A 13,915-nucleotide genomic window follows, 5' to 3' on the forward strand; every position below is an offset into this window, starting at 1 on the left:
CGGCCTTCGGCATGAATTCGCCCATCAACTCTGGGCGATTGCACGGTCCCGTGATGCCGCCGCGTCGTCGCGCGCCGCCTCCCAGGCCAGCATGGAGCGCTTGACCGGCAGGCCCCAGTGATAGCCGCCCAGGGCGCCGGACTTGCGCAGCGCCCGGTGGCAGGGGATCAGCCAGCTGACCGGGTTGCGCCCGACCGCCGTGCCCACCGCCCGCACCGCCCTGGGATTGCCGATCGCGGCGGCGATGTCGGAATAGGTGGTGACATGGCCCGAGGGGATCTGCAGCAGCGCCTCCCAGACCTTGATCTGGAACGGCGCCCCGATCAGGACCAGCGGCGCCTCGGCTCCCGGCCTGCCCGTCCCGAAGGCGGCGGCGACCCAGGGCCGCAGCCGCTCCGGGTCCTCGACGAAATCCGCCCGCGGCCAGCGCGCGAGCATGTCGGTCATCACCGCTTCGGCCCCGGTCTCGGCGGCGAAGCCCATGCCGCAGATGCCCTTGTCGGTGCCCATCGCCAGTGCCGGGCCGAAGGGGCTTTCGAACCAGCCCCAATTGATCGTCAGCCCGGCGCCGCCGCGGGCATAGTGGCCCGGGCTCATCGCCTCCCAGCGCAGGAACAGGTCATGCAGCCGGCCGCCGCCCGACAACCCGGCATTGAGCGCGGTGTCGAGCACGGTATGGCGTTCGAGCAGCAGCCGCTTGGCGAGGTCGAGCGTCAGGTATTGCTGGTAGCGTTTGGGCGAGACCCCGACCCAGCGGCTGAAGACGCGCTGGAAATGCGCCGGGCTCATCCCCATCCGCCCGGCGAGATCGTCGAGCGACATCTGCGGCCCGCCCTCGTCGATGATCTTCAGCGCGCGGCCGATGACGCGGTAATGATAGGCGGGGTTGTCGGGGTGATCGAGCATCGGGCATCCTTTCACCCCTCGACTGTAGGGCGCCCGCCGCGCCCGCGCGACCCGGTTCTTGCGGGTTGGAGGGCAGGGCGGAACATTCCCTTCGGGCCTCGATGCTCGGCAAGGCATGAACGGGCCGCCCCTACTTCACTCACCCCTGTGGCCCCGCCGTCAAGCCGACCGCGCGACCTGCGACCCTTCCGCCCACAAGCCTTGCAGCCTTGTGTCCCACAGGGCATACCGCTGCGGATGGCCAAGCAACTCGACTACCACACGATCCGCGAGATCTTCCGTCGCTTCCAGGCGGCCGAGCCCGAGCCCAAGGGCGAGCTCGAGCATGTCAACGCCTATACCCTGCTGGTCGCCGTCGCGCTCTCGGCCCAGGCCACTGATGCCGGCGTCAACAAGGCGACGCGCGCTCTGTTCAAGGTCGCCGACACGCCCGAGAAGATGCTGGCGCTGGGCGAAGAGGGGCTGACCGAGCATATCAAGACCATCGGCCTGTTCCGCCAGAAGGCCAAGAACGTCATCAGGCTCAGCCGCATCCTGGTCGAGCAATACGACGGCGAAGTGCCCTCGTCCCGCGCCGCGCTTCAGGCGCTGCCCGGCGTCGGCCGCAAGACCGCCAACGTGGTGCTGAACATGTGGTTCGAGCAGCCCGCCCAGGCGGTCGACACCCATATCTTCCGGGTCGGCAACCGCACCGGCATCGCGCCGGGCAAGGATGTCGCCGCGGTCGAGCGCGCCATCGAAGACCACATCCCGGCGGAGTTCCAGCGTCACGCCCATCACTGGCTGATCCTGCACGGTCGCTACATCTGCACCGCGCGCAAGCCGCGCTGCGGCGACTGCATCATCCGCGATCTCTGCCCCTATGAGGAAAAGACACTGTGACCAAGACCTACCAGGTGGTCGGCATCGGCAACGCGATCGTCGACGTTCTGACCCAATCCGACGACAGCTTCCTCGACCTGATGGGGATCCAGAAGGGCATCATGCAACTGGTCGAGCGCGAGCGCGGCGAGATGCTCTACGGCGCGATGAAGGAGCGCACCCAGGCGCCCGGCGGCTCGGTCGCCAACACCTTGGCGGGGATCGGCAACCTGGGCCTGAGCACCGGCTTCATCGGCCGCGTGCATGACGACGCGCTGGGCCGGTTCTACGCCGAGGAAATGGCGCGCGGCGGCACCGATTTCGTCAACCCGCCGGTGCCGGGCGGCGAGCTGCCGACCTCGCGCTCGATGATCTTCGTCTCGCCCGACGGCGAACGCTCGATGAACACCTATCTCGGCATCTCGGCCGAGCTCGGCCCCGACGATGTCGCCGACGAGGTTGCCGGCCGGGCCGAACTGCTGTTCCTCGAGGGCTATCTCTACGACAAGCCCAAGGGCAAGCAGGCCTTCGAACGCGCTGCCCGGATCTGCCGCGACAATGGCGGCAAGGCCGGCATCGCGCTCTCCGACCCGTTCTGCGTCGATCGCCACCGCGACGACTTCCGCCGCCTGGTGCGCGAACTCGACTACGTCATCGGCAACGAGCAAGAATGGGAATCGCTCTACCAGACCGACCTGAGCACGGCGCTGGAACAGGCCGCGGCCGAAAGCGGCCTTGTCGTCTGCACCCGCTCGGGCCACGACGTGGTGCTGGTGCGCGGCGACGAGGAAGAGATCGTGCCGGTGCAAGAGGTCACCCCGGTCGATGCCACCGGCGCCGGCGACCAGTTCGCCGCCGGCTTCCTCTACGGCCTCGCCACCGGCCAGCCGCTGCAGACCTGCGGCCGCATGGGCGTCGCCGCCGCCGCCGAGGTCATCGGCCATTTCGGCGCCCGGCCCGAGACCGACCTGAAGGCGCTGTTCCGCCAGTCCGGCCTGATCTGAGGCCGCGTCATATGTGGCGAGGCCGGGGGGCTGTCTGCCCCCCGGACCCCCCGAGGATATTTTCGCTGAGAGGAAGAACAGGGAAGAGTCAGGCACCCCGGTCGCTGCCGGGTTCGGCTCACGCCGGGGCGCCTTCCCCTCAGACGGTCATCGGCTTCCCAGCCTGTACCGCCCCTCCAATATTTGAATCCGGCGTTAAGAAAGCCTGAATGGCTTTCCTCTCAGTCCAAATATCCCGGGGGTCCGGGGGCTGGCCCCCGGCCGCGGCCATGAAGTCCTACTCGCCCAGCTTGGCGTGCACCTCGTCAAGGTCGATCTCGCTCACCGGCATCTTGTTGGCCGGGTTTTCGAAATCGTATTTGAACAGCTCGAAGTCGCGCTTGTAGATCTCGTAGACGAGGTGCATCGACAAGTCGTCGAAATAGGCCACGACCGGGTGGGCGCGCTTGGGGCCGTGGCCTTCGCTCTCGTTGAAGCGCGGCACCGCGGCCAGATCGACCGGCACCGGCGTTTCGATCGCGTCGAGCACGCTCTGCATGCCCTCGTTGAACCTCTCGGTGAAGAAGATGTTGTCGTAGCGGCCGCCGTTGACGATGAAGGTCGAGACATGGCCCGACATCGCCGACCAGTGGATGTCCGGCTCCATCGGCTTGCGCCAGCGGATGGTGTCGCGGGCAAACAGCAGGAAGCGGCGGAAGCTGGCGATCTGGTCGAATTCGAACCCGTCCTCGGGGCTGCCGACCTCGATCCCGTATTTCTGCACCAGCAGCGGCACCAGGTTGCCGCGGTAGCGCTTGCCGTTGCGCTGGATGCCGCAGATCTTGTCGAAGAAGGACGACAGGATGCGGGTATAGGGATTGCGGACGCAGGTGAAGGCATAGGACTTGTGCGCCTTCACATTGGCCTCGATCAGCGGCTGGCTCTCCTCCTGCGCCCATTTGTGAAGGCCGGCGGTGGAATCGTGGATATCGCCGTCGAAGAACTCCCCGTGATCGGAATAGTAGAGGATCTGGCCGATGGTCGAGCAGGCGCATTTCGGGACCACGCGATAGACGACGCTTTCGCTCTCGGTCATCCAGGTGCCGGGAAAACCCATAGATGTCTTGCCTCCAGTGCCCCGGCGCCGGCCGGGATGGCGCGGGCGGGACAATCCGTCTCAACAGAGCAAAGAAGTGCTGTCTTTTCAACGGGCGATCACGCTATCTAGGGGAAACCGAGCGGCAAGAGGGGCCGGCAGAGCCAAGCGATGGCGCGGATCGCCTATATCCTGTTGTGTCACAAGGACCCGGACGGGGTCATCGCGCAGGCCGAACGTCTGACCGCGGCGGGCGATGTCATGGCGATCCATTTCGACGCCCGCGCGTCGCTAGTCGACTATGGCCGGCTCCGCGACCGGCTGAAGGACAACCCCAACGTCGCCTTCGCCACCCGCCGGGTGAAATGCGGCTGGGGCGAGTGGAGCCTGGTGCAGGCGACGCTCAACGCCGTCGAGGCGGCGCTCGACGCCTTCCCGCAGGCGAGCCATTTCTACATGCTCTCGGGCGACTGCATGGCGATCAAGTCGGCCGAGTATATCCACGATTTCCTCGACCGGGACGAGGCGGATTACATCGAGAGCGTGGATTTCTTCTCCTCCGACTGGATCAAGACCGGGATGAAGGAAGAGCGGCTGATCTATCGCCATTTCCTCAACGAACGGAAGCACAAGCGGCTGTTCTACTGGTCGCTCGAGGTCCAGCGCCGGCTCGGGCTGCGCCGGACGATCCCGGCCGATCTGCAGATCCAGATCGGCAGCCAGTGGTGGTGCCTGCGCCGGCGCACGGTCGAGGAAATCCTCGCCTTCCTGCGCGACCGCCGCGACGTGATCCGCTTCTTCCGCCGCAGCTGGATCCCCGACGAGACCTTCTTCCAGACCCTCGTCCGCCACCTCGTGCCCGAGACCGAGATCCGCTCGCGCTCGCCGACCTTCCTGATGTTCACCGATTACGGCATGCCGGTGACCTTCTACAACGATCACTACGACCTGCTGATCGGCCAGGACACCTTGTTCGCGCGCAAGATCTCGCCCGACGCGCTGGAGCTGAAGGCGCGGCTGGGCCGGCTCTATGCCAGCACCGGGGTCGCGTTCCCGATCTCGAACGAGGGCCGCAAGCTGTTCCAGTTCCTGACCGGCCGCGGCCGCATCGGCCGGCGCTTCGCGCCGCGCTTCTGGGAGGCCGAGGCCAGCCTGGGGCGCGAGCGCGAGCTGATGATCGTGACCTGCAAGAAATGGCATGTCGCCAAGCGGCTGGTCGAGCGCATCCGCCAGGTGACCAACCTGCCCGCGGTCGATTACCTGTTCAGCGAGGAGGACACGCCGCTGCCCGATCTCGGCGGTATCGAGACGACGCTGGAAAAGCGCACCCGCCACCGCCGGGCGCTGGTGCGGATGCTGTTCGACTATTTCGAGACCGACCGGCTGATCCTGTGCATGGACACGGCGAACCTGGACCTGATGCAGGACTTCTATGCCGACAGCTCGACGACGCGACTGCTCGAGATCGACTGCGCCTTCTCCGATGACTACCTCGCCGGCCATGCCCGGCGCATCGGGCTGGCCGGCGACCAGACCCCGCGCGCGGCGATGACGCGGCTGCTGCCGACGATCCGCTACGATATCAGGTCCGAGGCCGACCGCATCCGCGATGCCCGCTTCCCGGGCCATTACCGCCTGCGCGAGGGCGCCTCGGTCGACGAGAATGTGCCGCCCCTTGCGGGTTTCCTGGATGTGCCCGAAAACACCGCGCGCGAGATCGCGGCGACCGACCGCCTATTTGCCGATTGAGGAATGCCATGCCCTATAACTATGACGACCAGAATATCTTTGCCCGCATCCTGCGCGGCGAGATCCCGAACAAGACCGTGCTCGAGACCGAGCACACGCTGGCCTTCGAGGACATCAACCCGCAGGCGCCGGTCCATGTGCTGGTGATCCCCAAGGGCCCCTACGTCACCTACGACCATTTCGCCACCGAGGCGACGGATGCCGAGATCGTCGACTACATCCGCACCATCGGCAAGGTCTGCGAGATGCTGGGCGTGCGGCCGGGCGAGGGCGGCGGCGGCTATCGCACGATCTCGAATGCCGGCGAATCCGGGGTGCAGGAGGTGCCGCACCTGCACGTCCACGTCCTCGGCGGCCGACCACTGGGGCGGATGCTGCAGCGGCGGGACTGAAGCCGCAGGAACCGGGTCGCGCCGCAGGGGGCGGCCCGGCTAGGCCAGGGGGCAGGAGGTGCCCCATGGCCATACGTTTCATTCCCATTCCCACCGAGACCGTCCGCGCCCTGCAGGCCGGCGGCCCGGACGCCAACGGCCAGCGGCCCGAGCGTCGCACATCCGACGGCGTCGGCGTGCCCTGCCGCCATTGCCTGTCCCCGGTGCCGGCCGGCCGCGACTATCTGGTCCTTGCCCACCGCCCCTTTCCGGCGCTGCAGCCCTATGCCGAATGCGGGCCGATCTTCCTCTGCGCCGATCCCTGCGCGGCCGGTGGCGGGGCGGAGCTTCCGGACATGCTGGCCGCGCCGCAATACATCGTCCGCGGCTACGGCGCCGACGACCGCATCGTCTACGGCACCGGCGGGGTGGTGGCGACACCGGCGATCCCCGACCGCTGCGAGGAATTGCTGGCCCGCGACGACGTGGCTTATGTCCATGTCCGCTCGGCGGCGAACAACTGCTATCAGCTGCGGGTCGAGAGCGCCTGAACCGCCGCCCGCCCGGCCCAGCGCCCGGTGGCGAGGCAGCCGGTCAGCAGGTAGCCGCCGGTCGGCGCCTCCCAGTCCAGCATCTCGCCGGCGGCGAAGACCCCGGGCAGGGCGCGCAGCTCGAGATCGTCGGTGAGCGCCTTCCGGGCGATGCCGCCGGCGGTCGAGATGGCCTCGTCCAGCGGCCGCGGGCCCTGCAATGGCACCGGCAGCGCCTTGAGCAATCGCGCCAGTTGTGCAGGCTCGGTCGGCAACGGCCGGCCCCATTCCTGGAGCAGCGCGATCCGCGCCGGGTCGAGCCGCAGCGCCTTGCGCAGGTGGTTGGCCAGGCTCGCTTTGCCGCGGCGGGCGAGGCGGGCCGAGATCTCGGCTTGCGCCAGGTCGGGCATGAGGTCGAGCGCCAGCGCCGCGCCTTCGCGCAGGGCCCGCGAGACGGCGTAGATGCCGCCGCCCTCGAGCCCGCGCTCGGAGATGACGAACTCGGCCCGCAGGCGCCGGTCTCCGACGCAGAGCGCGGTGCCCTTCACCGGGGCGCCGAAATGCCGGGCCATGTGGTCGGACCAGTCGCCGCGGAAGCCCATGTTGGCGGGCTGGAACGGGGCCAGTGCGACGCCCCTTTCGGCCAGCCACGGCGCCCAGGCGCCGTCCGAGCCCAGCCTTGACCAGCTCGCCCCGCCAAGCGCCAGCACGGTGATACGGGGGCGCAGCCGGCGGCGGCCTTCGGGGGTGTCGAAGACCAGCGCGGCACCATCGAAGCCCTGCCAGCGCCAGCGGGTGCGCAGGGTGACGCCGAGACTGTCGAGGCGTTTGAGCCAGGCGCGCAGCAGCGGCGACGCCTTCATCGCGGTAGGGAAGACCCGGCCCGAGGAGCCGGTGAAGACCTCCTGTTCCAGCCCGCGCGCCCAGTCCTGGACCTCCGCCGGGCCGAATTCGGCCAGCATCGGCCGCAGCCAGCCGGCGGCCTCGTCATAGGCGCCCAGGAAGGTTTCGAGGGGCTCGTCCTTGGTCAGGTTGAGCCCGGATTTCCCGGCCATCAGGAACTTCCGCGCCGGGCTCGGCTTGGCTTCGGCCATCAGCACCCGATGGCCGGCGCGCACCAGTTCCTCGGCCGCCATCAGCCCGGCCGGGCCGGCGCCGACGATCAGCGCGTCGAATGGGTCCTGTGGCGTGTCGGTCATGCTGGTTTTCCCGCGGGCCTCGTCGCTGTCGCATCCTCGGCGGCGTCAGGCAAGGGGCACGATGGGTTTGATGTGCATTGCGAGATGTTGCAGGAGGTCGGGCCAAGCTCGCCCCCTGCTCGCCTGTGCATGTCGTGCCAGACGGCAACGGCCGCAAAGGCAACGGCTGCCCGGCAGGGGGGCTCTCCAACGAAAAAGGCCCCGGCGTTTCCGCCGGGGCCCCGATCTGTCGGAAAGGCCGCCTTACTCGGCGTCTTCCTTCTTCTTCTCGGGCGAGATTTCCTCGCCGGTCTCCTGGTCGACCATCTTCATGCCGAGCCGCACCTTGCCGCGGTCGTCGAAGCCGAGCAGCTTGACCTTCACCTCCTGGCCCTCTTTCAGCATGTCCGAGGGGTGGTTGAGGCGCTTGTTGGCGATCTGGCTGACATGGACCAGGCCGTCGCGCTTGCCGAAGAAGTTCACGAAGGCGCCGAAATCGACCAGCTTGACCACCTTGCCGGTGTAGATCTTGCCTTCTTCCGGCTCGGCCACGATCGACCAGATCATGTCATGGGCCTTCTTGATCGCCTCGGCATCGCTCGAGGCGATCTTGATCACGCCGTCGTCGTTGATGTCGACCTTGGCGCCCGAGGTTTCCACGATCTCGCGGATCACCTTGCCGCCCGAGCCGATCACTTCGCGGATCTTGTCGGTCGCGATCTGCATGGTCTCGATCTTCGGCGCGTATTCGCTGAAGCCCTGCGGGGCCGAGATCGCCTTGGCCATCTCGCCCAGGATATGCATCCGGCCGTCCTTGGCCTGGGCCAGGGCCTGCTCCATGATCTCCGGCGTGATGCCGGCGACCTTGATGTCCATCTGCAGCGAGGTGATGCCGTCTTCGGTGCCCGCGACCTTGAAGTCCATGTCGCCGAGGTGGTCCTCGTCGCCCAGGATGTCGGTCAGGACCGCCCAACGGCCATCCTCTTCGAGGATCAGGCCCATGGCGACGCCGGCCACCGGGGCCTTCAGCGGCACGCCGGCATCCATCATCGCCAGCGACGAGCCGCAGACCGTGGCCATCGAGGACGAGCCGTTCGACTCGGTGATCTCGGAGACCAGGCGCAGGGTGTAGGGGAAGTCGGTCGCCGCCGGCAGCACCGCCTGCAGCGCGCGCCAGGCCAGCTTGCCATGGCCGATCTCGCGCCGGCCCGGGCTACCCACACGGCCAACCTCGCCGACCGAGTAGGGCGGGAAGTTGTAGTGCAGCAGGAAGTTCGAGCGGTAGTTGCCGTGCAGCGCGTCGATGATCTGCTCGTCCTCGCCGGTGCCCAGCGTGGTGACCACCAGCGCCTGGGTCTCGCCGCGGGTGAACAGGGCCGAGCCGTGGGTGCGCGGCAGGATGCCGGTTTCCGCCACGATCGGGCGCACCGTCTCGCGGTCGCGGCCGTCGATCCGGGCGCCGCCCGAGATGATGTCGCCGCGCAGGATCGAGCTTTCCAGCTTCTTGAAGGCCGAGCCGAGGTTCGGGTCTTCCAGCTCTTCCTCGCTCAGCGCCGCCTTGATGGCGTCGCGGGCGGCGGCGATCGCGTTGGTGCGTTCCTGCTTGTCGCGGATGGCGAAAGCGGCGCGCATCTGGTCCTCACCGGCGGCCTTCACCTTCTCGTAGAGGGCGCTGTAATCGGGCGGGGTGAAGTCGAAGGGTTCCTTGGCGGCGTCCTCGGCGAGGTCGATGATGAGGTCGATCACCGGCTGCATCGCCTCGTGGCCGAACTTCACGGCGCCCAGCATCTCGGCTTCCGAAAGCTCGTAGGCTTCCGATTCCACCATCATCACCGCGTCCTTGGTGCCGGCGACGACGAGGTCGAGCCGCTGCTCGGGATTCTCGCGCAGCTTCTGCATGTCGTCGACGTCCGGGTTGAGGACGTATTCGCCGTCGGCGAAGCCGACGCGGGCGCCGGCGATCGGGCCCATGAACGGCACGCCCGAGATGGTCAGGGCGGCCGAGGCGGCGATCATGGCGACGATGTCGGGCTCGTTGACCAGGTCATGGCTCAGCACGGTGCACATGACGAGGACTTCGTTCTTGAAGCCCGGCACGAACAGCGGCCGGCAGGGACGGTCGATCAGGCGGGCGGTCAGCGTCTCTTTCTCGGACGGCCGGGCCTCGCGCTTGAAGAAGCCGCCGGGAACCTTGCCCGCGGCGTAGTATTTTTCCTGGTAGTGGACCGTGAGCGGGAAGAAGTCCTGCCCCGGCTTCGGCGCCTTGGCGAAGGTCACGTTGGCCATGACCGAGGTCTCGCCGAGCGTGGCGATGACCGAACCGTCGGCCTGGCGGGCGACCTTGCCCGTTTCCAGAGTGAGGGTCTCACCGCCCCACTCGATGGACTTTTTGGTAACGTTGAACATCTAGCGTATCCTATGAGGGAGCACTCCCGGGCCCTCCCGGGTCTCCCGTTTGCATGGCGGCCCCATTGCCGCCGCCCCCTATCCTGTTGCACGCGCCCGGGGGCCGAAGGCGTCACGTCTCAGATGCCGGGGCCATACAGCAGTTTGCGCCGATTTGGAAGCGGAAAGCCGAAACGGGCTCCGGGCCGGCGCGCCCGGCGCATCCGGTTCCATCCCGCCAAGCTTCCGCCGGCTTGGCTGGAACCGGGAGACGTGTGGCGGCGTCCCGAAAGCGCGTTGTTCCGCTTCGCGGAGGAAACGGATCGTCCTGCTCTGCGCCGCTCCGCCCGGTGCGCGCGTGTAACGCGCAGGGCGAGCGCCTGCCCGTCCCGGCGGGCTGGCGCTTTGGAGGCCGGCACGCGACGCAAGTATTCTGGCGGGGCTTGGTTGCCATAAAGCGCGTCGCTCGACGGCTGCGAGCGCCACCCCACGGGCAGGCACTCGCCCTGCTGGTGGTGCCGTCTGGCAGCGATGTTCGCAAAGGGCCCAAGGCGCGCGCCCCCGGCCAAAGGGCGAGCGCCGAAAGAAAAAGAGGCCGGGGCGCGGGCCCCGACCTCCTGAAACTGGCTGTGCCGGACGCTTAGCGGCGCAGGCCGAGACGCTTGATCAGGTCCTGGTAGCGGCCTTCGTCCTTGCCCTTGAGGTAGTCCAGCAGCTTGCGGCGCTGGGCGACCATCATCAGCAGCCCACGGCGGGAATGGTTGTCCTTCTTGTGGGTCTTGAAGTGTTCCGTCAGCGTGGCGATCCGCGAGCTGAGGATGGCAACCTGGACCTCGGGCGAGCCGGTGTCGCCTTCCTTGGTGCCGAATTCCTTGATGACGCGGGCTTTCTCGTCGGCGGTGATCGACATCGGGGTCTCCTTGAACAAAAGGGTTATGGCGCAAGCCGGGATGTCGTCCAGCAGGGCCCTTGGAGGGTCCGCCCCGGCGCATCCGGGGACGGATGGGCGCGTATAGGGGGAATCGCCGCAAAAGGAAAGGGGGAATTCGGCGCCGCCGCCCTCGGCGCCGCCCGCGCCGGCGCGGCGATCGCTAAAACCCGATCTTTCTGCCGCCCCTCCGCCGGCCGCCGGCCTTGTTTGCGCCACGGTCGGCGCGCGTAATCTTCATTGCTGAACAATGTGTTAACGGACGTGCGCACGGCGTGGCGCGCGACGGAGATTGGAGGGGCGGCAATGCTGGGGCTGGCAAGTCTGTTCGGAATCCTTGGGCTCGGCCTGTTCGCTGACCTGTTCGTCGGGGGGACCCATGACGGCAGTGACGGCGGCGGTGACGCGGCCGCCGAGGACGAACACGGCGCCGCCGGGGCGGGTGGCACGGCGCATGACATGAACGGTGGCGACCTGCTCGACGCGATCGACGGCGGGAAGGGGAGCCCGGAGACGAGCCCCGATGACGGGGCGGGGGCGGAGGCCCGGGAGGGCGCGGGCTCCGGCACGGCGACGGACCAGCACGGCGCCGATCACGACGGCACGGGCCGGGACGGGACAGGCGGCGGGGGCCAGGCCGGCGCAGAGCTTCTCGGCGGGCCGGGCGATGACATCCTCTCGGGCACGCAGGCGGCCGACAGGATCGAGGGCGGCGCTGGGGTCGACCTGATGAACGGCCGAGCCGGCCCCGACCTGATCCGGGGCGGCGCGGGCAACGACTGGGCGGCAGGCGAAGGCGGTGCGGATACGCTGCAGGGCGAGGCCGGCGACGACACGCTGACCGGCGGCGCGGACGACGACCGGCTGGAGGGCCGCGTCGGTGACGATTCTCTCGCCGGGCAGAGCGGTCGGGACGTTCTTGTCGGCGGCGGCGGCGCCGATACGCTGATCGGGGGCGACGGGGCCGACAGCCTGAGCGGCGGCCGCGGCGACGATGCCCTGGTCGGCGATGCCGGCGCGGACGTGATGATCGGCGGGAGCGGCGGCGACACGCTGGACGGCGGGGCGGGCGACGACCTGCTGATCGGGTCGCGGGCCAGGCATCCGGTGGCGCCGGACGGCACCGATTACCTCAACGGCGGCGCCGGCGACGACCGGCTGATGCTGGGGGCCGGCGATCACGGCACCGGCGGCGCGGGCAGCGATCTCTTCGTGCTGGGCGAGGGCGGGCCGGACGGTCCGGAGGCGCGCGGCGACGAAACCGCCGGCCCGGCGGTGGTCCACGATTTCGATGGTGCGCAGGACAGGCTGGTCGTGCTGGTCGATCCGGCGACCCAGCGGCTGCCGGTGGTGGGGGTCGAGCCGGGCAATGGCAATTCGGTCTATGTCACGCTCGACGGTGCACGCCTGGCCGAGATCCAGGGCGGCGCCGGGCTGCGGCCCGAGGATATCGACCTGCGTCGGGGCTGACGGCGGGCGCGGGCCAGGCCCCGGCCGCCGGACGCACCGCTCGGGATCGTTTCCGCGGCGGCCGGGAGGCGCAGCGGCTGGGCGGCGGGCTCAGTCCCAGGGCTCGGGCTGGCGGTCGTAGCTGATATAGAGCGGGTGCTTGGGCTGGCCGGCCTTGGTCAGGCCGAGATGGTAAAGCGGCAGGCCGGTGGCGCGGAGCAGGTTCTCGACCGCCGCGCCGCGGTCGAGATGCGCACCATGGGCGCCCCAGGCGCAGATGATCTGGTCGGCCCAGTCACAGCTTTCCAGGATCGCGGCATCGTTTTCCGGCCCGACCGGATCGGCGGCTGCGCGCATCTTCTTCGGGTCGGTGTCGCGCCAGGCGAAGATGTTGCAGACCCGGAAGGCGCCGAAGCCAAGTGCCCGGGCGCGGCGCTCGCAGCGTTCGACCGTCGGGTCGTTCTGGACCTCGGTCGCGGTCGAGGGGTTGAGCATGATGAACAGCGCCTTGCGCCCGCCCGCGTCCCAGGTCCGGGTCAGCAGGTAGCGGTAGCTTTCGCAGGGCGAATAGACCGCGGTCGAGGGCGCGTCGCCCTTGGTATGGCTGCGGGTGATCATGCGGCGGGCGTCAGAGGCCGAGCACGTCGAACATGTCGTATTCGCCCGGCGCCCGGTCTTGGCCCCAGAGCGCGGCCTTGAGCGCGCCGCGGGCGAAGATCGCCCGGTCGGTGGCGACGTGGCGCAGCACGATGCGCTCGCCATCGGCGGCGAAAATCACGTCATGCTCGCCGACGATGTCGCCGCCGCGGATCGCCGAGAAACCGATATGGCCGCGCTCGCGGGCGCCGGTGATGCCGTCGCGGCCGCGGTCGGCGACCTCGCCCAGTTCGACGCCGCGGCCCTCGGCCGCCGCCTCGCCCAGCATCAGCGCCGTGCCCGAGGGCGCGTCGACCTTGTGGCGGTGATGGGCCTCGACGACCTCGATGTCGAAATCGGCGTCCAGCGCCGCCGCCACCTTGCGGGTCAGCTGGACCAGCAGGTTGACGCCGAGGCTCATGTTGCCGGCCCGGACGATCGGCGCGTGGCGGGCGGCCAGCTCGATATGGCGCAGGTGCTCGGGCGCCAGCCCGGTAGTGCCGATGACATGGCAGGCGCGGGCCTGGGCGGCGAGCTTGACGAATTCCACCGTCGCCGCCGGGGCCGAGAAGTCGATCACCGCCTGGGCGCGGGAAAAGGCGACCAGCGCGTCGTCGGTCACGGTGACGCCCAGTTCCGGCCCGCCCATCGCCACGCCGATATCCTGGCCGATCCAGGGATGGCCGGCGCGCTCGACGCAGCCGACCAGCCGCGCCTTGTCGCTTTCGCTCACGGTCTTGACCAGCATCTGGCCCATCCGGCCCGAGGCCCCGGTGATGACGATACCCGGCAAGTCGGTCATGGCGCTCTCCCTCTGTCTTTCGCGTCGTTTATCCGCTTCGT

13 protein-coding genes are annotated in these 13,915 nt (G+C 68.8%); 6 read left to right on the top strand and 7 right to left on the bottom strand.

Annotated features, from left to right (window positions below):
* Positions 1-24: 24 nt before the first annotated feature.
* A complete protein-coding gene (locus tag ACFOES_RS15165) occupies positions 25-906 on the bottom strand; it encodes a methylated-DNA--[protein]-cysteine S-methyltransferase (protein WP_377834150.1) in 882 nt (293 codons plus the stop codon).
* Positions 907-1,143: 237 nt separating this feature from the next.
* Here ACFOES_RS15165 and nth point away from each other — a divergent pair, with 237 nt between their 5' ends.
* Positions 1,144-1,788, top strand: a complete 645-nt coding sequence (gene nth / locus ACFOES_RS15170; protein ID WP_377834151.1) for an endonuclease III — start codon at positions 1,144-1,146, stop codon at positions 1,786-1,788.
* Positions 1,785-2,771 carry an adenosine kinase gene (locus tag ACFOES_RS15175; protein ID WP_377834152.1) on the top strand — a complete coding sequence of 329 codons (987 nt, stop codon included), beginning with the start codon at positions 1,785-1,787 and terminating at the stop codon, positions 2,769-2,771. Before nth ends, ACFOES_RS15175 begins: the two co-directional genes overlap by 4 nt.
* 277 nt (positions 2,772-3,048) lie before the next feature.
* Here ACFOES_RS15175 and ACFOES_RS15180 read toward each other — a convergent pair whose 3' ends face one another.
* A complete protein-coding gene (locus ACFOES_RS15180; protein WP_377834153.1) occupies positions 3,049-3,867 on the bottom strand; it encodes a sulfotransferase family protein in 819 nt (272 codons plus the stop codon).
* 150 nt (positions 3,868-4,017) lie between these two features.
* Between ACFOES_RS15180 and ACFOES_RS15185 the strand changes: the two genes are divergently transcribed.
* The 3 genes from ACFOES_RS15185 to ACFOES_RS15195 all read left to right on the top strand — a co-directional run bounded on the left by ACFOES_RS15185 (position 4,018) and on the right by ACFOES_RS15195 (position 6,517).
* The gene (locus ACFOES_RS15185; RefSeq protein ID WP_377834154.1) at positions 4,018-5,595 is read left to right on the top strand and encodes a DUF5928 domain-containing protein; all 1,578 of its coding nucleotides are present in this window, start codon (positions 4,018-4,020) and stop codon (positions 5,593-5,595) included.
* Positions 5,596-5,603: 8 nt separating this feature from the next.
* Entirely contained in the window at positions 5,604-5,987 is a 384-nt protein-coding gene (locus ACFOES_RS15190) for an HIT domain-containing protein (RefSeq protein ID WP_377834155.1), read from the top strand.
* Positions 5,988-6,052: 65 nt separating this feature from the next.
* Positions 6,053-6,517 (top strand): DUF1203 domain-containing protein, encoded by a 465-nt coding sequence (locus ACFOES_RS15195; protein WP_377834156.1) that lies wholly within the window; start codon positions 6,053-6,055, stop codon positions 6,515-6,517.
* On the opposite strand, the gene ACFOES_RS15200 is transcribed toward ACFOES_RS15195, so the two are convergent.
* The 3 genes from ACFOES_RS15200 to rpsO form a co-directional block, all read right to left on the bottom strand.
* Positions 6,493-7,695 carry a TIGR03862 family flavoprotein gene (locus ACFOES_RS15200; RefSeq protein WP_377834157.1) on the bottom strand — a complete coding sequence of 401 codons (1,203 nt, stop codon included), beginning with the start codon at positions 7,693-7,695 and terminating at the stop codon, positions 6,493-6,495. The two genes, ACFOES_RS15195 and ACFOES_RS15200, sit on opposite strands and share 25 nt — an antisense overlap.
* Before the next feature lie 243 nt (positions 7,696-7,938).
* The gene (gene pnp / locus ACFOES_RS15205; RefSeq protein ID WP_377834158.1) at positions 7,939-10,080 is read right to left on the bottom strand and encodes a polyribonucleotide nucleotidyltransferase; all 2,142 of its coding nucleotides are present in this window, start codon (positions 10,078-10,080) and stop codon (positions 7,939-7,941) included.
* A 619-nt stretch (positions 10,081-10,699) separates the two neighbouring features.
* Positions 10,700-10,969: a 30S ribosomal protein S15 gene (gene rpsO / locus ACFOES_RS15210; protein WP_377834159.1), complete on the bottom strand. Its 270-nt coding sequence runs from the start codon at positions 10,967-10,969 to the stop codon at positions 10,700-10,702.
* Between the two features lie 324 nt (positions 10,970-11,293).
* On the opposite strand from rpsO, the gene ACFOES_RS15215 reads away from it, so the two are divergent.
* Entirely contained in the window at positions 11,294-12,457 is a 1,164-nt protein-coding gene (locus tag ACFOES_RS15215; RefSeq protein ID WP_377834160.1) for a calcium-binding protein, read from the top strand.
* Positions 12,458-12,547: 90 nt separating this feature from the next.
* On the opposite strand, the gene ACFOES_RS15220 is transcribed toward ACFOES_RS15215, so the two are convergent.
* On the bottom strand, positions 12,548-13,054 hold the full coding sequence (locus tag ACFOES_RS15220) for a DUF1643 domain-containing protein (RefSeq protein WP_377834161.1): 507 nt from the start codon (positions 13,052-13,054) through the stop codon (positions 12,548-12,550).
* 10 nt (positions 13,055-13,064) lie between these two features.
* Positions 13,065-13,874 (bottom strand): 4-hydroxy-tetrahydrodipicolinate reductase, encoded by an 810-nt coding sequence (dapB, locus tag ACFOES_RS15225; protein WP_377834162.1) that lies wholly within the window; start codon positions 13,872-13,874, stop codon positions 13,065-13,067.
* Positions 13,875-13,915 lie beyond the last annotated feature (41 nt).

It is taken from the genome of Acidimangrovimonas pyrenivorans (assembly GCF_042643245.1).
GTDB classification, from domain to species: domain Bacteria; phylum Pseudomonadota; class Alphaproteobacteria; order Rhodobacterales; family Rhodobacteraceae; genus Acidimangrovimonas; species Acidimangrovimonas pyrenivorans.

Bases quoted from the DNA above. Each gene is read 5' to 3' on its own strand.
- ACFOES_RS15165 (WP_377834150.1), bottom strand. From the start codon at position 906: ATGCTCGATCACCCCGACAACCCCGCCTATCATTACCGCGTCATCGGC.
- nth (WP_377834151.1), top strand. From the start codon at position 1,144: ATGGCCAAGCAACTCGACTACCACACGATCCGCGAGATCTTCCGTCGC.
- ACFOES_RS15180 (WP_377834153.1), bottom strand. From the start codon at position 3,867: ATGGGTTTTCCCGGCACCTGGATGACCGAGAGCGAAAGCGTCGTCTAT.
- ACFOES_RS15185 (WP_377834154.1), top strand. From the start codon at position 4,018: ATGGCGCGGATCGCCTATATCCTGTTGTGTCACAAGGACCCGGACGGG.
- ACFOES_RS15190 (WP_377834155.1), top strand. From the start codon at position 5,604: ATGCCCTATAACTATGACGACCAGAATATCTTTGCCCGCATCCTGCGC.
- ACFOES_RS15195 (WP_377834156.1), top strand. From the start codon at position 6,053: ATGGCCATACGTTTCATTCCCATTCCCACCGAGACCGTCCGCGCCCTG.
- ACFOES_RS15200 (WP_377834157.1), bottom strand. From the start codon at position 7,695: ATGACCGACACGCCACAGGACCCATTCGACGCGCTGATCGTCGGCGCC.
- pnp (WP_377834158.1), bottom strand. From the start codon at position 10,080: ATGTTCAACGTTACCAAAAAGTCCATCGAGTGGGGCGGTGAGACCCTC.
- rpsO (WP_377834159.1), bottom strand. From the start codon at position 10,969: ATGTCGATCACCGCCGACGAGAAAGCCCGCGTCATCAAGGAATTCGGC.
- ACFOES_RS15215 (WP_377834160.1), top strand. From the start codon at position 11,294: ATGCTGGGGCTGGCAAGTCTGTTCGGAATCCTTGGGCTCGGCCTGTTC.
- ACFOES_RS15220 (WP_377834161.1), bottom strand. From the start codon at position 13,054: ATGATCACCCGCAGCCATACCAAGGGCGACGCGCCCTCGACCGCGGTC.
- dapB (WP_377834162.1), bottom strand. From the start codon at position 13,874: ATGACCGACTTGCCGGGTATCGTCATCACCGGGGCCTCGGGCCGGATG.